Origin of the sequence: Thiomonas bhubaneswarensis (assembly GCF_001418255.1) — a bacterium.
Classification (GTDB): Bacteria; Pseudomonadota; Gammaproteobacteria; order Burkholderiales; family Burkholderiaceae_C; genus Thiomonas; species Thiomonas bhubaneswarensis.
The window spans coordinates 124,407-143,582 of record NZ_LIPV01000006.1 but is presented as its reverse complement, the minus strand read 5'-3'; the positions used below and the strand labels follow the sequence as shown (position 1 = coordinate 143,582).

Genomic DNA, 19,176 nt, shown 5'->3' with positions numbered 1-19,176 from the left:
CCCTAGTCAGGGACGCGCAATTGCATCTGGAATTTGCTGGAGGGCAAGCGGGTCTTCCAGTGTAGTGAGGTCGCCGGGGTCACGGCCTTCACAGATCGCCTGAATGGCACGCCGCAGCATTTTGCCGGAGCGGGTCTTGGGCAAGGCCGTGACCAGGCAGATGCGCTGCGGACGGGCCACGGCGCCGAGCTGGGCATCGACATGAGCGGCGATGGCGGCTTGCAACGACGCCTCGGAAACACTCTCTTGTCCCGGGCGTGGCACCACGAAGGCCCAGGCCGACTGCCCCTTGAGCGCATCCTGCACGCCGACCACTGCCACTTCAGCCACCGCCGGATGCGCGCTGATGCTCTCTTCGATTTCGCGGGTGCCGAGGCGGTGGCCGGCCACGTTGATGACGTCGTCGGTACGTCCGAGGATGTAGATGTAGCCGTCCGCATCCTGGCGCCCCCAGTCGAAGGTCGAATACACCTGCCTGTTGGGGTATGTACTCCAGTAGGTATTCACATACCGCGTGTCATCGCCCCAGATGGTTTGCAGACACCCGGGAGGCAGCGGCCAGTCGATGGCCAGGACGCCCTTCTCGCCGACCCCGACCGGAGCGCCGTCGGTCTCGTTGCGCAGACAGACCTTGTACCCCGGCATCGCCACGCCCGGCGAGCCCATGCGAGATGAAACCTCCGGAAAGGCTTGGGGGGTCGCCAGAATGGGCCACCCGGTCTCGGTCTGCCAGTAGTTGTCGATCACCGGCTTGCCCAGAGACTCGGCCACCCAGCGCCCGGTGGGCTCGTCCAGCGGCTCACCGGCCAAAAAGATCGCCCGCAAGCTGGAGAGATCGTGCCGATGCAACAGGGACGGGTCGTGGCGTTTGAGCACCCGCATCGCCGTGGGCGCGGAAAACATCAAATTGGCGCGGTACTGTTCCGCCACCCGCCAGAACACGGCAGCATCGGGGCGCAGTGGCGTGCCCTCGTACAGAATGGTGGTCATCCCGCACAGCAGGGGCGCATAGACGATGTAGCTGTGCCCGACGACCCAGCCGATGTCGCTGGTGCAGAAAAAGGTCTCTGCCGCCTTGCCGCCGAACACCGCTCGCATTGAAAGTTGCAGGGCCACGGCATACCCCCCGGTATCGCGCTGTACGCCCTTGGGTTTGCCCGTCGTGCCCGAGGTGTAGAGGATGTAGCTCGGATGGGTGGACTCGACCCAGACGCAAGGCACCTCGGCATCGTGGTGCTGCGCCCGCAGATCGGCATAGCTGATGTCGCGCAAGGCCTCGCGCGCCCAGCCGACCAGACCGCGATCGACCACGACAACTTGCTTGGGCGGATGTTGCGACAGACGCAGCGCCTCGTCGAGCAGGGGCTTGTACGGAATGACCTTGCCCCCGCGCGAACCGGCATCGGCGCTGATGATGGCCTTGGGACGCGCGTCGTCGATCCGCGCGGCCAGGCTCACCGAGGCGAAGCCGCCGAACACCACCGAATGCACTGCGCCCAGACGCACGCAGGACAGCATGGCGAAGACGGCTTCGGGAATCATCGGCATATAGATCAGCACGCGATCGCCGCGGCCCACGCCCAGACTCTGCAGACTCGCCGCCATGATCTGCACTTCGCGGTGCAGGTCGGCATAGCTGTAAGTGCGCTCCTGGCCGGTTTCGGTCGAGACATAGACCAGGGCCGCTTGATCGGCTCGTTCTGCCAGATGCCGATCAACCGCGTTGTGACAGAGATTGGTCTGCCCACCCACAAACCAGGCAGAAAACGGCGGATGGCTGCGATCGAGCACCGTATCCCAGGGCCGATGCCAGTCGATGGCCTGGGCCTGCTCGGCCCAGAACGACTCCGGCGCATCGATGCTGCGGCGATAAAAATCGGCGTAAGTCCCGTCGGCCATGGCGTGATCTCCTCTGATGTTGTTTGCGCGAACCAGCCTAGGAACGGGCGCTGACGCCGGACTGACGCGACTCCGACTTCAGATTTTCACGACGATGCGCCCGCGCACCTGACCATCGAGCAGGTTCTGCGCCGCCGTCGCGGCCTGATCGAGCGGAATTTCCTGCATGATGCGGTCGAGCACGGCCGCGTCGATCTGTTCGCTCAGCCTCTGCCAGGCCTTGAGCCGGGCGTCCCGGGGTTGCATCACGCTGTCGATGCCCGCCAGCGTGATGCCGCGGAGAATGAACGGCGCCACCGTGGTCGGAAAATCCATGCCTGCGGCCAGCCCGCAGGCGGCTACCACCCCGCCCCAGCGGGTCTGGGCGCAGGCATTGGCCAGGGTGTGGCTGCCCACCGTATCCACCACGGCGGCCCAGCGCTCTTTCTGCAGCGGCTTGCCCGGAGACGACAGGGTGTTGCGGTCGACGATCTCGGAGGCACCGAGTGCGCGCAAGTACGCCTCCTCCTGCAACTTGCCGGTGGAAGCCGCAACCGTCCAGCCCGATGCAGCCAGCAACGCCACCGCCACACTGCCCACGCCGCCCGTCGCGCCGGTGACGAGCACTGTACCCTGCGAGGGCTGGGCGCCCTGACGTTCGAGCGCCAGCACGCACAGCGCCGCGGTGTAGCCCGCCGTCCCCAAGGCCATGGCCTGGCGCGCCGTGAACGCCTTGGGCAACGGGATCAGCCAGTCGGCCCGCAGTCTCGCCCGCTGGCTCAGGCAACCCCAGTGCGTCTCACCCACGCCCCAGCCGTTGAGCAGCCAGCGGTCGCCCGCTCGCCAATCCGGGTGCTTGCTCTCGATGACGGTTCCGGCTCCATCGATCCCGGGCACCATCGGCCATCGCCGCACGACCGGCCCACGGTTGGTCAGCGCCAGGGCGTCCTTGTAATTCAGGGTGGAATACTCCACCGCCACCGCCACATCCCCGTCGGGCAGTTCGCTGTCCTCGCATGGAACCAGAGCGGCCTTGAAGCCCTGATCGGTTTGTTCGAGTCGCCAAGCGGTAAACATGATTCGGTCTCCTCACGGGCGCCCGTGTTGCGCCGCACAATGTTTGACACAAAAGGCCAATTTACCTAAATTCGCGCGCTTATGCGCGTCAATCCCCTGTTCGTCCAGATTGCCTTGGCCTGCTGCCTGATGAGCGGCACGTCGGCACGGGCCGATCCGACGGCGCTGCCTCGGGTCGACCCTGCCCAGCCCTCGGAGCAGGCGGTGCGCGACGTGCAGAACGCCCAGCGCGATGATGCCTCCCTGCGCCAGTGGCTGACGCAGAACGGATTCGTGCATCAGGTCTCGACCCGCGCCTCCGATCTGGTGGTCAATGCGCTGAGCTTTCTTGGCGTGAAGTATCGCTACGGGGGCGATTCGGCGCGCAGCGGCTTCGACTGTTCGGGTTTCGTGCGCTACGTCTATGAAGAAACGCTGGGCACGGTCTTGCCCCACAATGCCGCGCAGCAGGCCCGGGAAGGCGAGAAGATTTCGGAGAATCAGCTCAAGCCCGGTGATCTGGTGTTTTTCAACACCTTGCGCCGGGCGTTCTCGCATGTGGGCATCTATATCGGCAACGGCCAGTTCGTTCATTCGCCTCGCCCGGGCCAGACCGTCCGGGTGGAAAATCTGGACTCGCCCTACTGGGCGAAGCGCTTCGATGGCGCACGCCGCATCTTGACGGGGCAGCAGACGGAAGTGGCGCAGGACGACGCCACCAGCGCTTCTGGAAACGTGCCGGTGCCGAGCGGTCAGTAGGTCGCGCCTGCCCCCGGCAGGCCGCGAGCGCAGCTGCCGCCACGCCTCGATTTTTATCGCCTGGGCGGCGGCAGGTCGGTACAACTTCCCTCGGCCGCCTCGGCGGCCAGACCGATCGACTCACCCAAGGTGGGGTGAGGATGCACGGTGCGACCGATGTCCACCGCGTCCGCCCCCATCTCGATCGCCAGCGCGATCTCACCGATCAGATCGCCCGCATGGGTGCCGACGATGCCGCCGCCGACGATGCGGTGCGTGGCCTTGTCGAACAGCAGCTTGGTGAAACCCTCGTCACGCCCGTTGGCGATGGCCCTGCCCGATGCCGACCAGGGAAACAGCCCCTTGGTCACGGCGATGCCCTGCGCCTTGGCCGCGTCTTCGGTCAGGCCGACCCAGGCAATCTCCGGGTCGGTATAGGCCACGCTGGGAATCACCCGCGCATCGAAGGCCGTCTTGGCCAGCGCCTCGTCATCCTTGAGTTCGCCCGCGCAGACCTCGGCGGCGACATGGCCCTCGTGCACCGCCTTGTGCGCCAGCATGGGCTGACCGACGATATCGCCGATGGCGAAGATGTGCGGCACGTTGGTGCGCTGCTGCACATCGACGGGAATGAACCCGCGCTCGTTCACCGCCACCCCCGCCTTGTCGGCGGCGATCTTGCGGCCATTGGGCGAGCGCCCGACGGCTTGCAGAACGAGGTCGTAGCGCTGCGGCTCTGTCGGTGCGCCATCGCCCTCGAAGGTCACCCAGATGCCGTCGGGTCTGGCTTCGGCCGCAACAGTCTTGGTGCCCAGCATGATGCGGTCGAAGCGCCTGGCATTGATCTTCTGCCAGACCTTCACCAGATCGCGGTCGGCGCCCGGCATCAGACCTTCGAGCATTTCCACCACGTCGAGGCGCGCCCCGAGGGTGGAATAGACCGTGCCCATCTCCAGCCCGATGATGCCGCCGCCGACGATGAGCATATTCTTCGGCGCATGGTCGAGCAGGAGAGCGCCGGTGGAATCGACGATGCGCGGGTCTTCGGGCAGGAAAGGCAGGCGCACGGCCTGCGAGCCTGCGGCGACGATGGCCCGTTTGAACTGCACCGTCTGCGTGGCGCCGGTCTTGTTCTGGCCTTCGCCCTCGGTCAGTTCCACCTGCACATGATGCGCATCGACAAAAGCGCCGTAGCCGCGCACCACCGTGACCTTGCGCATTTTGGCCATGGCGGCAAGGCCACTGGTGAGCTTGCCCACCACCTTGCCCTTGTGCGCGGCGAGCTTGACCCGGTCGACCTTGGGCGGCTCGAACGTCACGCCAAGCTCGGCGAAATGCGCGGTTTCGTCGATGACCGAAGCGACGTGAAGCAGCGCCTTGCTGGGGATGCACCCCACGTTGAGGCAGACCCCGCCCAGCGTGGCGTAGCGCTCGACCAGCACCACGTTCAGACCGAGATCGGCGGCACGGAACGCGGCTGAATAGCCGCCCGGACCGGCACCCAGCACGAGCACATCGCAGCTCAGATCGACCTTGCCGTCGTAGGCGGCGGTCGTCCGTGGTGTCGGCGGGGTTTCGGATGCCGCCGCAGGAGTCGCGGAGACTGCGACCGACGCCTGCTGCGCGGGCGCAGCCGACGCGGCAGGGGATGCGTCAGGTTTTGCGTCAGTCTGAGCGCCAGCGCCCTGCGCCTCGACTTCGAGCAGCACCGAGCCCTCGCTGACCTTGTCGCCCAGCTTCACCCGCACGGCCTTGACCAGCCCCGCCGTGCTGCTGGGAATCTCCATGCTCGCCTTGTCACTCTCCACCGTGACCAGCGACTGATCCACCGTGATCGTGTCCCCGGCTTTCACCAGAACCTCGATCACCTCCACATCCTTGAAATCCCCGATGTCGGGAACCTTAACTTCGACTGTCGCCATGCCTCGCCCCCGATCAGATCAGCACACGCCGCAGATCGGCGAGCAGATCGCCGAGCAGGGTGGTGAAACGCGCCGCCATCGCGCCGTCGATGACGCGGTGGTCGTACGACAGCGAAAGCGGCAGCATCAGCCGCGGCTGGAACGCAGCGCCATCCCAGACCGGTCTGATCTGCGACTTGGACAAGCCGAGAATGGCCACTTCCGGCGCATTGATGATGGGCGTGAAGGCCGTGCCCCCCACCCCGCCAAGGCTGGAGATGGTGAAGGTCGCGCCCTGCATGTCCGAAGGCTTGAGCTTGCCTTCGCGCGCCGTGGCGGCGAGTTCGCCCATTTCCTTGGCGATCTGCGCCAGGCCCTTCTTGTCCACATCCTTGAGCACCGGCACCACGAGGCCCTGCGGCGTGTCGGCGGCGAAACCGAGGTGGATGTAGTCCTTCAGGATGAGGTTCTCGCCGGTTTCGTCGAGCGAACTGTTGAACGCCGGCATGGTCTTCAATGCCGTCACGCATGCCTTCATCACGAAGGCCAGCATGGTGAGTTTCACGCCCTGCTTGGCCATGCGCTCGTTGCTGGCCTTGCGGAATTCCTCAAGCTCGGTGATGTCGGCCTCGTCGAACTGAGTGACATGCGGAATCATGGCCCAGTTGCGCGCCAGATTGGGGCCGGAGAGCTTTTTGATGCGCGACAGCGGCTCGGTGCGAACCGGGCCGAACTTGGCGAAGTCGACCTTGGGCCAGGGCAACAGGTTGAGCCCGCCAAGCGTTCCGCCCTTGCCCGCCGAACCCGCTGCGCCCACACCTGCCGATGCCGCAGCCTGGGTGACCGCCTGGCCAGCCATCACCGCCTTGACGAAGGACTGCACATCCTCAGCGTTGATGCGACCTTTCGGGCCGCTGCCCTTCACTTCGGCCAGCGGCACGCCCAGCTCGCGCGCCAGCTTGCGCACGCTGGGCGAGGCGTGCGGCAACTGCGCCGCAGAAGCCGCGGGGACTGGCGGTGGCAGAGCGGCAGTAGGCGGCGTGTGCTGACGCGGCTCGGAGGCAAAACCCACGCCGACGGCAGCGGGTGCCACGGCAGGCGTCGTCACCTCGGGCTCGGGCGTGGCTTCGGCCGCCGCAGGTTCTACGGCAGCTGAGGCAACGGGCGTCGCGGCCGCAGCATCGCCTTCGGATTCAACTTCGAGCAGCACCGAGCCTTCGCTGACCTTGTCGCCCAGCTTCACCCGCACGGCCTTGACCAGCCCCGCCGTGCTGCTGGGAATCTCCATGCTCGCCTTGTCACTCTCCACCGTGACCAGCGACTGATCCACCGTGATCGTGTCCCCGGCTTTCACCAGAACCTCGATCACCTCCACATCCTTGAAATCCCCGATGTCGGGAACCTTGACTTCGACGACAGCCATCTTGCGTGTCTCCTGTTGTGTGTGCGTGCGGCCGTCGCTCAGGCGTAGAGCGAGAACATCTTTTCCGTGTCGATGCCGTACTTGGCAATGGCCTCGGCGAGCTTGGCCGCTGGCAGCGTGCCGTCATCGACCAGACCTCGCAGGGCGGCCAGCACGATGTAGTGGCGATCGACCTCGAAGTGACGGCGCAGTTCGGTGCGGGTGTCCGAACGGCCGAAGCCATCGGTGCCGAGCACGCGGTAGCCGCGCCCCTTGGGTAGGAAGGGACGGATCTGCTCGGCGAACAGGCGCACATAGTCGGTGCTGGCCACCACGGGGCCCGCATGTTTTTCCAGCTGCTGCGCGACAAAAGGCACGCGAGGCGTCTCGCCAGGATGGAGCAGGTTCCAGCGCTCGGCGGCCTTGCCGTCGCGCGCCAGTTCGTTGAAGCTGGGGCAGCTCCAGACGTCTGCGGCCACGCCCCAGTCCTGTTCCAGCAATTCCTGGGCAGCGAGACTCTCGCGCAGGATGGAACCCGAGCCGAGCAACTGCACGCGCTGCTTGACGCGGGCCTTGCCCGGCTTGCACAGATACATGCCCTTGAGAATCTGCTCCTCCGTGCCCTTCTGCAGCCCGGGCTGGGCGTAGTTCTCGTTGAGCAGGGTGAGGTAATAGAAGACGTCTTCCTGGTTCTCGACCATGCGCTTGAGACCCGCGTGCAGGATGACCGCCACCTCGTGCGCGAAAGTTGGGTCGTAGCTGATGCAGTTGGGCACGTTGGCCGCCATGATCTGGCTGTGGCCGTCTTCGTGCTGCAAACCTTCGCCATTGAGCGTGGTGCGCCCGGAAGTGCCGCCCAGCAGGAAGCCACGCGCCAGCATGTCACCAGCGGCCCAGATCAGGTCGCCGATGCGCTGGAAGCCGAACATCGAATAGAAAATGTAGAAGGGAATGGTGATGCGGTTGCTGTGCGAGTAGCTGGTGGCCGCGGCAATCCACGAACTCATGCCACCGGCCTCGTTGATGCCTTCCTGCAGGATCTGGCCCTGCTTGTCCTCGCGGTAATACATCACCTCGCCGCGGTCGACCGGGGTGTATTTCTGCCCTTCCGGGGCGTAGATGCCGATCTGGCGGTAAAGACCCTCCATGCCGAACGTGCGGGTTTCGTCCACCAGGATGGGCACCACGCGCGGGCCCAGCGTCTTGTCGCGCAGCAACTGGTTGAGGCAGCGCACGTAGGCCTGGGTGGTGGAAATCTCGCGACCTTCGGCCGTGGCCTCAAGCATGGGCTGGAAGATCTCCTTCAGATCGGGCACCGGCAGGTGCTCGTCGGCCTTCTCGCGGCGCTGCGGCAGCGGGCCGCCCAGCGCCTTGCGGCGCTCGAGCAGATACTTCATTTCCGGGGTATCGTCGGCCGGCTTGAAGAAGGGCAGTTTGGGCAGGTCGCCGTCGGAGATGGGAATGTTGAAGCGGTCACGAAACTCGCGGATGTCGTCGTCGGTGAGCTTTTTCACCTGGTGGGCGACGTTGCGCGCCTCGGCCGCGCGGCCCATGCCGTAGCCCTTGATGGTCTTGACCAGCAGCACCGTGGGCCCGCCCTGATGGTGGGCCGCAGCGTGGAAGGCGGCATAGACCTTTTGCGGATCGTGGCCGCCGCGGTTCAGGCGCCAGATGTCCTCGTCGCTCATGTGCTCGACCATTTTCAGCAGGCGCGGATCGCGGCCGAAGAAATGCTTGCGCACGAAGGCGCCATCGTTGGCCTTCATCGCCTGATAGTCGCCGTCGAGCACGTCCATCATCACCTGGCGCAGGATGCCGTCCTTGTCGCGCGCCAGCAGCGGGTCCCAGTACGAGCCCCAGATCAGCTTGATGACGTTCCAGCCCGAGCCACGGAACTCGGCTTCGAGTTCCTGGATGATCTTGCCGTTGCCGCGCACCGGGCCGTCGAGCCGCTGCAGGTTGCAGTTGACGACGAACACCAGGTTGTCGAGCTTTTCACGCGCCGCCAGGCCGATGGCGCCGAGCGACTCGGGTTCGTCCATCTCACCGTCGCCGCAGAACACCCAGACCTTGCGCTTGCTTGTATCGGCGATGCCACGGGCATGCAGATACTTGAGAAAGCGCGCCTGATAGATGGACATGATCGGTCCCAGGCCCATGCTCACCGTGGAAAACTGCCAGAAATCGGGCATCAGCTTGGGATGCGGATAACTCGACAGGCCCTTGCCTCCGGCTTCCTGCCGGAAATGCGCCAGTTGCTCTTCGCTCAGCCGCCCTTCCATGTAGGCGCGGGCGTAAATGCCTGGCGAACTGTGACCCTGGAAGTAGATCAGGTCGCCGCCATGCTCGGCCGTGGGCGCGTGCCAGAAGTGGTTGAAGCCCGTGCCGTACATGGTGGCCAGCGAGGCGAACGACGCCATGTGCCCGCCCAGATCGCCCCCATCCGCCGGATGCAGGCGATTGGCGCGCACCACCATGGCCATCGCGTTCCAGCGCATGTACGCCCGCAGACGTTCCTCGATCTCGACGTTGCCAGGGCTGCGCACCTCTTCATCGGTGGCGATGGTGTTGACGTAGGCGGTGTTGGCCGAAAAGGGCATGTCCACCCCGCTCTGGCGTGCCTCGGAAATCAGCGACTCCAGCACGAAATGCGCCCGCTGCGGGCCTTCGGCGGCGATCAGCGCATCCAGCGCGTCCAGCCACTCGCGGGTTTCCTGCGGATCGGTATCTCCCGTCGCAGCGGACAATGAGCTGGGTTGCATTTCGGGTAAGGCAGCCATGATGTTCTCCTCGTAAGTGTTCCGCAGTATCGCAAACAAATTTTCAAATCACAATAATGAATTCCGCAATGCGAAATTCAGCGCCGTCTTTTTTGCGGCATATCCATCTCTCCGGGCAGCCTCGTGCACGGAGCTGCGCCAACGCAATTTCCGACCCGCAGATCCGGCAGTCCGACCGTCTCGTTACAAGCCCTAGACTGTGACCGTGGATCATCCCAAGCCCCTCACCCCCCTGCGTCGCCGCAAATGGTCCCAGCGTCTGGGTGTGCTGCGCGCGCGCGCGCTGCTGCGGCGCATGCAGTCCGACCGCGTGCTGCTGGTATTGCCCTTGGTCGTGTTCATTCTGTTTCTGGCGGCCATGGCCGCGTTGGTGAGTTACTCCCAGCAAGCCGATCTGCAACGCGACAAGGACAATCTCCAGCGCGACAGCGAATGGGCGCAGCAACGCATCAGCCTCGACCTCACCCTCGCCCAGGATCAGGTGCAGGCCATTGCCAACAGCCTGTCCCTGCACGAAGACCGTCCTGGCCCCTTCGACGTCCAGTCCCTGCGGCTGTTGCGGCGCTACCCGCAGATCTTCCTCGTCTATTACGCCCATGCCGATGGCACCGTGGTCTTCAAGAAGGGCAGTCCCAATCTCGCCACCGAGCAGATCAACTCCCTGGTCGGCAAGACCCTCAAGCGGGCCAACAGCCTGCAATTGGTGCAACAGGCTTTGGTTAGCCAGAAAACCGCCTACTCGACACCTTTCAAGAGCGCAGACAACGGCTGGCTGCTGGAAACCGCCACCCCCGTCATGCGCAACGATCAGCTCGCCGGTGTCGTAGGGGTGGTTTACTCCGTCGAGGGCATTCTGCGCAACTCGGTTCCTGAAGACCTCAACGCCAGCTATGCCGTTTCGCTGCTCGGCCCCGACAACCAGTTGATCGCCAGCGCCTCGAGCCAGCCCATACGCGACAAGGCCCTTCAATACCGGGCGCCGTTGCCGCCCTTCGAGCCCGGCCTGGTGCTGCAGGTCAGCAGCTACCGCAGCAGCCCGAGCTGGACGACCAAGGGGCTCTACTGGAGCGTCTTTCTCCTGTCTGCCCTCACGCTCTGGACGCTGCTGACAAGCTGGAACCAGCTGCGCCAGCGCCTCAGCGCCCAGGAGGCGCTCACCCGCGAAACCGCGTTCCGCCGCGCCATCGAAAATTCGCTATCCACCGGCATGCAGGCGGTGGACATGCAAGGACGCATTCAATATGTGAATCTGTCGTTCTGCCGCATGACCGGCTTTGAGGACAGCGATCTCATCGGCAGCCAGCCGCCCTACCCCTACTGGCCGGCGCAGCAGGGCGCCGAAATGGCCCTGGCCATCCAGCAAAGCCTCGACGGTCTGGCGCCGCCTTCGGGCTTTGCGCTCAAGATCCGCCGCAAGAACGGCAGCGAGTTCGACGCGCGCGTGTACGTCTCGCCGTTGATCGATGTGCGCGAGAAGCAGACCGGCTGGATCATGTCGGTCACCGACATCACCGAACCCACCCGCATCCGCCAGGAACTCGCCGCGTCGCACGAACGCTTCGTCGCCGTGCTCGAAGGGCTGGACGCTGCCGTCTCCGTGATCTCGCTGGGTACCGAAGAGCCGCTGTTCGCCAACAAGCTCTACCGTCAGTGGTTCGGCGCCTCGGTGCATGGCCACCTGATGCTCAACGGGGGTCAGATGACCTCGGTGGGTGACGACGATCACGCCGACACCGTCGATTCCTTCGCCGGCCTGCCCGCCGACGAAATTCTCGAAGGGCACGCGAATGCCCACGAAACCTACGTCGAAGCGCTCGATCGCTGGTTCGACGTGCGTCAACGCTACATGCAGTGGGTGGACGGCCGCGTGGCCCAGTTGCTCATCGCCACCGACATCACCCCGCGCAAACGCGCCGAAGAAACCGCGCGCAAGCAGGAAGAGAAGGCCCAGATCACCAGCCGCCTCATCACCATGGGCGAGATGGCCTCGTCGCTTGCGCACGAACTCAATCAGCCACTCACCGCCATCAGCAACTATACCTCGGGCATGATCGCCCGCGTCAAGACGCACGGCATGGCGCAGCATGAACTGGTGGATGCGCTGGAAAAGACCGGCAGGCAGGCGCAGCGCGCCGCCGGGGTCATCAAGCGCGTGCGCGACTTCGTGAAAAAGAGCGAGCCCGCGCGCGTGTCCTGCCGCGTGCAGGACATCGTGCGCAACACCCTGGAGCTGGCCGAGATCGAACTCACACGTCGCAACGTGAGGCTGCTCAACTTCGTTGCGCCGGGCATTCCCACGCTGTATGCCGACCCCATTCTGATCGAGCAGGTGCTGCTCAACCTGTTGCGCAATGCCGCCGAGTCGGTGGACAAGGCCGGGCGGCAGGGCAATCTGCGCAGCATCGAGCTCAAGATCATGCACGACACCGAGCGCGTGACCTTCACCGTCAAAGATCACGGCACCGGCATCGACGAAGCCGTGATGGAGCGGCTGTTCGAGGCCTTCTACACCACCAAGGCCGAGGGTCTGGGCATCGGCCTGAACATCTGCCGCTCGATCATCGAGTATCACCAGGGGCGTCTCTGGGCCGAGAATTACTACAATCAGGGCGTCATCGCAGGGTGCATTTTCAGCTTCACCCTGCCACTCGGAGCCCCCCGGGAGCGGCCTCGGCCACCCGCCCCTGCGGGCGATTCGGCGCCCCCTGATTTCCTTCCGTCACGGTTCTGACGTTCTGCTTCCCACACCTATCGATCGCTTATGAAAACTGCCAACAAGGGTACCGTCTATGTCGTGGATGACGACGAGGCCGTACGCGATTCGCTGCAGTGGCTGCTCGAAGGCAACGACTACCGCGTGCGGTGCTTCGATTCTGCCGAGAGCTTTCTGACCCGTTTCGATCCGCGAGAAATTGCCTGCCTCATCGTCGATGTGCGCATGCCCGGCATGAATGGCCTCGAACTGCAGGACGAGCTTCTGCGACGTGGCTGCACCATGCCGCTGGTCTTCATCACCGGCCACGGCGATGTGCCCATGGCGGTGGACACCATGAAAAAGGGCGCGATCGACTTCATCGAAAAACCGTTCAACGAAGTGGTGCTGCGCGACCTGGTCGATCGCATGCTGCAAAAGGCGCGTCTGACCGCCGATCAGCAGCAGGCCGAAGCCAGCCGAGGCGCCTTGCTGGGGCGGCTCACCGCGCGCGAATCGCAGGTGCTCGAACGCATCGTGGCAGGCCGCCTCAACAAACAGATCGCCGACGATCTCAACATCAGCATCAAGACGGTCGAGGCGCACCGTGCCAACATCATGGAAAAGCTCAACGTCAGTACCGTGGCCGACCTGCTGAAGATCGCACTCGGCGCCCCCAAGTAAATCCGGGCAGCGTCCCCACATCCGGCCCGCGTCCAGGGGCTGAAGAGATCCCGGGTCGGTTCGGGGTCTGTGTGGCGGGCCTTGACCCCTTCCACAAGCCCCCTCCCATGACAGCCCAACGCATCGACGGCCTTGCCCTCTCCGCCCAGATCCGCCAACAGGTCGCCCAGCGCGCCCAGGCCTGCGCCGCAGCCGGACATCCGCCCGGTCTCGCCGTCATTCTGGTCGGCGACAACCCGGCCAGCCAGGTCTACGTGCGCAACAAGATCAAGGCCTGCGAGCAAACCGGCATCCGCTCGGTGCTCGAGCAATACGGCGCCGACCTCGAGGAGGACGCGCTGCTGCAGCGCATCGCCGCGCTCAATGCCGACCCTGGCATCCACGGCATCCTGGTTCAACTGCCGCTGCCACGGCACATCGACGCGCACAAGGTGATCGAGGCGATTGATCCGACCAAGGATGTCGACGGCTTTCACGTCGCCAGCGCTGGCGCGTTGATGGTGGGCCAGCCGGGCTTCAAGCCCTGTACGCCCTATGGCTGCATGAAAATGCTCGAATCCATCGGCCTGCACGATTTGCGTGGCAAGTCCGCCGTGGTGGTCGGGCGTTCGAACATCGTCGGCAAGCCCATGGCGCTGATGCTGCTGGCGGCCAATGCCACCGTCACCATCGCGCACAGCGGCACCAGCGATCTGAGCGCCGTCTGTCGCCAGGCCGACATCCTGGTGGCCGCCGTCGGCCGCGAGAACCTCATCACGGCCGAGATGGTCAAGCCAGGCGCCGTCGTCATCGACGTGGGCATGAACCGCAACGCCGCTGGCAAGCTCTGCGGTGATGTGGATTTCGAGGGCGTGAGCGAAGTCGCGGGCTGGATCACCCCGGTGCCCGGCGGCGTGGGGCCGATGACCATTGCGATGCTGCTGGTCAATACCCTGGAGTCGTGCGAGCGAGCCCACGCCCGCCCATAATCGACTCATCTTCCTTCACCCGCCGCACAGCCCCGATCGACACCATGACGCCTGCACTGCCCACCGACAACCCACTGTGTGATTTCAGCGGGCTTCCCAACTACGCCGCCGTCAAGCCCGAGCACATCGAGCCCGCCATCGACGCGCTGATGCGCGCGGCCGAGCAGACTCTGGATCAGGTCACCGCCGAATCCACACCGGCCACCTGGCCGGACGTGATCGAACCTCTGGAACGCGCCACCGAACAACTCGGACGCGCCTGGGGTGTCGTGGGGCATCTCAACGCCGTGGCCGACACCCCCGCCCTGCGTGCGGCCTACAACGCCATGCTGCCCCGAGTCACCGAGTTCTGGACCCGCCTGGGCCAGAACGAAGGTCTGCTGCGCAAGTACCAGGCCCTGCATGACGGCGCCGACTTCCGCCATCTGAGCGCAACGCGCCAACGCATCATCGACCATGCCCTGCGCGATTTCCGCCTCAGCGGTGCACTGCTCGAAGGCCCCGCACGCACCCGCTATGCCGAAATCCAGGAGCGCCTAGCCGCGCTCAGCCAAACCTTCTCAGAGCATGTGCTCGACGCCACGGCAGCGCATGCGGAGTATGTCGGCGAAAGCGAGATCGCGGGCATTCCCCCCGACGTGCTGCAGGCCGCGCGCGAAGCCGCCGAACGCGACGGCAAACCCGGCTACAAGTTCACCCTGCACTATCCGTCGTACATGCCGGTGTTGCAGCATGGCGAACACCGACCGCTGCGCGAGCGGCTGTACCGTGCCTATGTCACCCGCGCAAGCGAGCTGGGCAATCCGCAGTTCGACAATTCTGCGGTCATGGCCGAAATCCTCGCTCTGCGGGACGAAGAAGCGAAGCTTCTGGGCTACAAGAACTACGCGGAAGTCTCGCTGGTGCCGAAGATGGCCGACACCCCCGAGCAGGTCATGCACTTTTTGCGCGACCTCGCCAGCCGCGCCCGGCCCTTCGCTCAGCGCGACCTCGACACCCTGCGCGCCTTCGCCAAGGACGAGCTGGGCATGCCCGAGCTCGAAGCCTGGGACATCGCCTGGGCGTCGGAGAAACTGCGCCAGTCGCATTACGCCCTGTCCGAGCAGGAAGTCCGCCAGTACTTCACCCTGCCGACCGTGATTGCCGGGCTCTTCCGCGTCATCGAAACCCTGTTCGGCGTGAAGCTACGCAAGGTCGAGGGTGACATCCGCGCCTGGCACGCCGATGTCGATCTGTACGAGATTGAGGGCGCCGGGGGTCAGAGCGTCGGCCTGTTCTATCTCGATCTCTATGCCCGGGACGGCAAGCGCTCCGGCGCATGGATGGATCATGTGCGTTCGCGCTGGCTGCGAAGCGACGGTGCGCTGCAAACGCCGGTCGCCACGCTGACCTGCAACTTCCCCTCACCCGTCGGCGGCAAGCCCGCGCTGCTCAGCCATGACGACGTGCAGACCCTGTTCCACGAATTCGGGCACGGCCTGCATCACATGCTGACCCAGGTGGACGACATCGCCGTGTCGGGCATCTCGGGCGTGGAATGGGATGCCGTGGAACTGCCCAGCCAGCTCATGGAAAACTTCTGCTGGGAATGGGAGGTACTGCGTTTTCTCACCCGCCACGTCGATTCCGGCGAGCCCATGCCGCGCGCGCTGTTCGACAAAATGCTCGCGGCCAAGAACTTCCAGTCGGGCATGCAGACCCTGCGCCAAGTCGAGTTTTCGCTGCTCGACATGCGCCTGCATCACGACCTGTCGGCCTTCACGCCAGCCGCCATCGAGGCCCTGGTCGAAGAAAACCGCCGCGAAGTGGCCGTGCTCCAGCCCCCCGCGTTCAACCGCTTCGTCTGCAGCTTCTCCCACATCTTCGCCGGTGGCTATGCCGCCGGGTACTACAGCTACAAATGGGCCGAGGTGCTCTCCGCAGATGCCTACGAGCGCTTCGAGGAGGAAGGCCCGCTCAGCCCCGCAGTCGGCCAGAGCTACCAGCAAACCATACTCGCAGTCGGCGGCAGCCGCGACGCGATCGACTCCTTCAAGGCCTTCCGTGGCCGCGAACCGCGCATCGACGCCCTGCTGCGCCATGGCGGCATGACAGCCCAGGCCGCCTGAGACATCCCGACCGCCCCGTCTGTGGCGAAAACACCGCGCCGCGTCCCCGGCGCGGTGCACTCGTGGCAAACTTGCGGCTTGCGCCTTCACCATCTGTCCAGAGTGATGAAACCTACCTTACGCAGTGCGTCCCTGTTGTCCGCCGCCTTCGCGCTGAGCCTGGCGGCCACGACTCCGGCCTGGGCCATTTACAAGATCGTCGGCCCCGATGGTTCCATCACCTTCAGCGACGTTCCGCCCACCGATGCGCAGGGTCAAAAGGTGCAGTCACTGTCGGCCACTGGCGCGCCCGCCCCGAGCTCGATCGACCGTTTGCCCGCGGGCCTGCGTGAAGCGGCACGAAAATATCCGGTCACGCTCTACACCGCCCCACAGTGCAGTGCCTGCGACGCGGCACGCGATTACCTGAAGCAGCGCGGCATTCCGTTTTCGGAAAAGACCATCACCACCAACGCCGACATCCAAGCCTACAAGGCCCTTTCGGGCGGCAGCGACAAGCTGCCCTTGGTCATCATCGGGAGCACCAAACTCACCGAGGGATTCAGTTCGAGCAACTGGGATATCGCGCTCGACGCGGCGGGCTATCCCAAGAAGAACGAGTTGCCGCGCGATTTTGTTCGCCCTCAGCCTACCCCGCTCGTTCCGCCGGCCGCGCCGCAACAGGCCGCCAGCAAACCCGCAAGCACCCCGGCGTCGCCGCCGGTCCTGCCTCCGCCGAATCCGAACGCCCCGAAGGGCTTTCAGTTCTGACGGGCAACGAGTCGCGGTTCAGCCAAGCTTAGGTCAAACAAAATCTTTACGCTGCACACCCTCTGCGGTACCGATCAGGGCCACATTGGCGCCACGCAGCGCGAACAGACCGACGGTCACGACGCCGGGAATCTGGTTCACCCGGGCTTCGAAGTCGCGCGGCTGCGCGATTTGTAGCCCATGCACGTCGAGAATCAGATTGCCGTTATCGGTGATGTAGCCTGAGCGCTCGCGCGGGTCGCCCCCAAGAGCGCGCAAACGACGGGTCACCAGCTCGCGCGCCATCGGCACCACTTCGACCGGCAAAGGAAATTTGCCCAGCACCGGGACCAGCTTGCTCTGATCGACGATGCAGATGAAGCGCTCAGCGGCTTCGGCGATGATTTTCTCGCGGGTCAGAGCACCGCCGCCGCCCTTGATCATCGCGCCGCTGGGGTCGATCTCGTCGGCACCATCGACATAAACCGAGAGCTTCTCGACCTCGTTGAGATCGACCACGGTGATGCCATGCGCACGCATGCGCTCGGTCGAGCGCTCGGAGCTCGACACGGCGCCCTTGATTCGGTCCTTGATGCCCGCCAGCGCATCGATGAAGAAATTCACCGTCGAACCTGTGCCGACGCCAATGATTTCGCCGTGTGGCACATGGGTGAGCGCGGCCGCGGCGACCTGCTGTTTGAGTTCGTCTTGCGTCATGTCGGGTCTTCACGAAAAATGTCAGTCTTCATTATCGCTGCGCCATCCGGGCCGCGGCGACCTTCCCTGTCCTCCATGCCGATCTCCTATCGCCTGATTCGCCCGATTTTGTTCCGCCTCAATCCCGAATGGGCGCATCAGCTCACGCTGAACGGCATTCGCCTGGCGCATTCTGCCGGGCTGTCGATTCTGTATGCCCACCCGATGGTGCGCGATCCCGTGGAACTGCTCGGCCTGCGCTTCGCCAACCGCGTCGGCCTGGCTGCCGGGCTCGACAAGAACGGCGAGGCCATCGACGCGCTCGCGGCCATGGGTTTTGGTTTTGTCGAGGTTGGCACCGTCACGCCACGGCCGCAGCCCGGCAACCCCAAACCGCGCATGTTCCGGATACCGCAGGCTCAGGCCCTGATCAATCGCATGGGGTTCAACAATGCCGGGCTCGAAGCCTTTTTGCGGCATGTGCGGCGCAGCCACCGGCCCGTACCCATCGGCCTGAACATCGGCAAGAATGCCAGCACCCCGGTCGAGCAGGCCCTCGACGACTATCGCATCGGTCTGGAAGGGGTGTACACCCAGGCTGACTATGTCAGCATCAACATCTCTTCGCCCAACACCCGAAATCTGCGACAGTTGCAAAGCGATGCGGCCTTGCAGGGCCTGCTCAGCGGACTCGCCGAAACCCGGGAGCGCCTGAGCCAACAGCACGGCCGCCGCGTGCCCATGCTGCTGAAAATCGCGCCCGACCTGGACGACGCCGACATCGACGTCATTGCCGACCAACTGCTCGCGCATGGAATGGACGGCGTGATTGCAACGAACACGACCCTTTCCCGCGAGGCGGTGTCGGGCATGGCGCATGCGCAAGAGGCGGGCGGCCTGAGTGGCCCGCCCGTGCGCGAGGCTTCGGTGCGCGTGATCGCGCGGCTGCGGCAGCGTCTGGGTAGGCAGGTGCCCATCATCGGCGTCGGCGGCATTCTGACGGGGGCTGATGCCGTTGAAAAGCTGCGCGCCGGTGCCGATCTGGTGCAGCTCTACACCGGCCTGATTTATCGCGGCCCGGAACTGGTGAGCGAATGCGCCAGGGCTTTGGCGCTGGAGGCCAATCAAGGTGGACAACGATAGAGCGGAGTGATCCGCCCGAAAAACCGCCCAAAGAAAAGCGCCTGCAAATTGTGTTTGCAGGCGCTTTTTCTGAGTGAATCCAAAGGGCCGGAGCGGCCGGCGGGTCGGTTATTTTTGCTTCAGCCGGGTCTTGTTGGCCGTGATGTGCTCATAGATTTCGCGGGATCGCTGGGAAAGCGGCCTACCGAAACCTTCGCGCCAAGGCGAAGACACTTTCACCTGCGGGCGCTTGCGGAAAGTGGAAGCCACTTCTTCCGCGTTCTGCATCATCAAATCCCAGGGATCTGCCGATTTTGCGGAGGTGGAGGAGTTTGACTCTTCGAGTTCAACACCGTTGGTTTTGCCTGTGGTCGTCGCTTTTGCCACGTTTACCCCTCTGATGGAACTGTGGGACGCACTGT

Annotated in this window: 14 protein-coding genes; 7 read left to right on the top strand and 7 right to left on the bottom strand. The window is 64.6% G+C overall.

What is annotated here, in order from left to right; genetic code table 11:
* Nucleotides 1-6 precede the first annotated feature (6 nt).
* Entirely contained in the window at nucleotides 7-1,935 is a 1,929-nt protein-coding gene (locus tag ASC45_RS09555) for a propionate--CoA ligase (protein WP_425427621.1), read from the bottom strand.
* Nucleotides 1,936-1,977: 42 nt separating this feature from the next.
* Nucleotides 1,978-2,955, bottom strand: a complete 978-nt coding sequence (gene acuI, locus ASC45_RS09550) for an acrylyl-CoA reductase (NADPH) (protein WP_055450804.1) — start codon at nucleotides 2,953-2,955, stop codon at nucleotides 1,978-1,980.
* Between the two features lie 81 nt (nucleotides 2,956-3,036).
* On the opposite strand from acuI, the gene ASC45_RS09545 reads away from it, so the two are divergent.
* Nucleotides 3,037-3,693, top strand: a complete 657-nt coding sequence (locus ASC45_RS09545) for a C40 family peptidase (RefSeq protein WP_055450803.1) — start codon at nucleotides 3,037-3,039, stop codon at nucleotides 3,691-3,693.
* Nucleotides 3,694-3,746: 53 nt separating this feature from the next.
* Here the strand turns inward: ASC45_RS09545 and lpdA are convergent, their stop codons facing one another.
* From lpdA to aceE, 3 genes are read right to left on the bottom strand one after another with little or no spacing between them, the layout of a single operon-like run.
* Entirely contained in the window at nucleotides 3,747-5,594 is a 1,848-nt protein-coding gene (gene lpdA / locus ASC45_RS09540; RefSeq protein ID WP_055450802.1) for a dihydrolipoyl dehydrogenase, read from the bottom strand.
* A gap of 13 nt (nucleotides 5,595-5,607) precedes the next feature.
* Nucleotides 5,608-7,038 (bottom strand): dihydrolipoyllysine-residue acetyltransferase, encoded by a 1,431-nt coding sequence (gene aceF / locus ASC45_RS09535; protein ID WP_281173298.1) that lies wholly within the window; start codon nucleotides 7,036-7,038, stop codon nucleotides 5,608-5,610.
* The gene (aceE, locus tag ASC45_RS09530; protein WP_055450801.1) at nucleotides 7,035-9,755 is read right to left on the bottom strand and encodes a pyruvate dehydrogenase (acetyl-transferring), homodimeric type; all 2,721 of its coding nucleotides are present in this window, start codon (nucleotides 9,753-9,755) and stop codon (nucleotides 7,035-7,037) included. The genes aceF and aceE overlap by 4 nt, the downstream gene beginning before the upstream one ends.
* A 205-nt stretch (nucleotides 9,756-9,960) precedes the next feature.
* Between aceE and ASC45_RS09525 the strand changes: the two genes are divergently transcribed.
* The 5 genes from ASC45_RS09525 to ASC45_RS09505 all read left to right on the top strand — a co-directional run bounded on the left by ASC45_RS09525 (nucleotide 9,961) and on the right by ASC45_RS09505 (nucleotide 16,957).
* A complete protein-coding gene (locus ASC45_RS09525; protein WP_245610017.1) occupies nucleotides 9,961-12,486 on the top strand; it encodes a PAS domain S-box protein in 2,526 nt (841 codons plus the stop codon).
* Nucleotides 12,487-12,516: 30 nt separating this feature from the next.
* Nucleotides 12,517-13,131: a response regulator transcription factor gene (locus ASC45_RS09520; protein WP_055450800.1), complete on the top strand. Its 615-nt coding sequence runs from the start codon at nucleotides 12,517-12,519 to the stop codon at nucleotides 13,129-13,131.
* Nucleotides 13,132-13,238: 107 nt separating this feature from the next.
* Nucleotides 13,239-14,099 (top strand): bifunctional methylenetetrahydrofolate dehydrogenase/methenyltetrahydrofolate cyclohydrolase FolD, encoded by an 861-nt coding sequence (gene folD, locus ASC45_RS09515; protein ID WP_055450799.1) that lies wholly within the window; start codon nucleotides 13,239-13,241, stop codon nucleotides 14,097-14,099.
* A gap of 44 nt (nucleotides 14,100-14,143) precedes the next feature.
* Nucleotides 14,144-16,207 (top strand): M3 family metallopeptidase, encoded by a 2,064-nt coding sequence (locus ASC45_RS09510; RefSeq protein WP_055450798.1) that lies wholly within the window; start codon nucleotides 14,144-14,146, stop codon nucleotides 16,205-16,207.
* Nucleotides 16,208-16,312: 105 nt separating this feature from the next.
* Entirely contained in the window at nucleotides 16,313-16,957 is a 645-nt protein-coding gene (locus ASC45_RS09505; protein ID WP_245610016.1) for a glutaredoxin family protein, read from the top strand.
* 33 nt (nucleotides 16,958-16,990) lie between these two features.
* Here ASC45_RS09505 and rpiA read toward each other — a convergent pair whose 3' ends face one another.
* Entirely contained in the window at nucleotides 16,991-17,653 is a 663-nt protein-coding gene (gene rpiA, locus ASC45_RS09500; protein ID WP_055450797.1) for a ribose-5-phosphate isomerase RpiA, read from the bottom strand.
* Nucleotides 17,654-17,728: 75 nt separating this feature from the next.
* Between rpiA and ASC45_RS09495 the strand changes: the two genes are divergently transcribed.
* Entirely contained in the window at nucleotides 17,729-18,775 is a 1,047-nt protein-coding gene (locus tag ASC45_RS09495; RefSeq protein WP_055450796.1) for a quinone-dependent dihydroorotate dehydrogenase, read from the top strand.
* 108 nt (nucleotides 18,776-18,883) lie between these two features.
* On the opposite strand, the gene ASC45_RS09490 is transcribed toward ASC45_RS09495, so the two are convergent.
* Nucleotides 18,884-19,141 carry a hypothetical protein gene (locus ASC45_RS09490; protein ID WP_055450795.1) on the bottom strand — a complete coding sequence of 86 codons (258 nt, stop codon included), beginning with the start codon at nucleotides 19,139-19,141 and terminating at the stop codon, nucleotides 18,884-18,886.
* Between the last annotated feature and the right edge of the window lie 35 nt (nucleotides 19,142-19,176).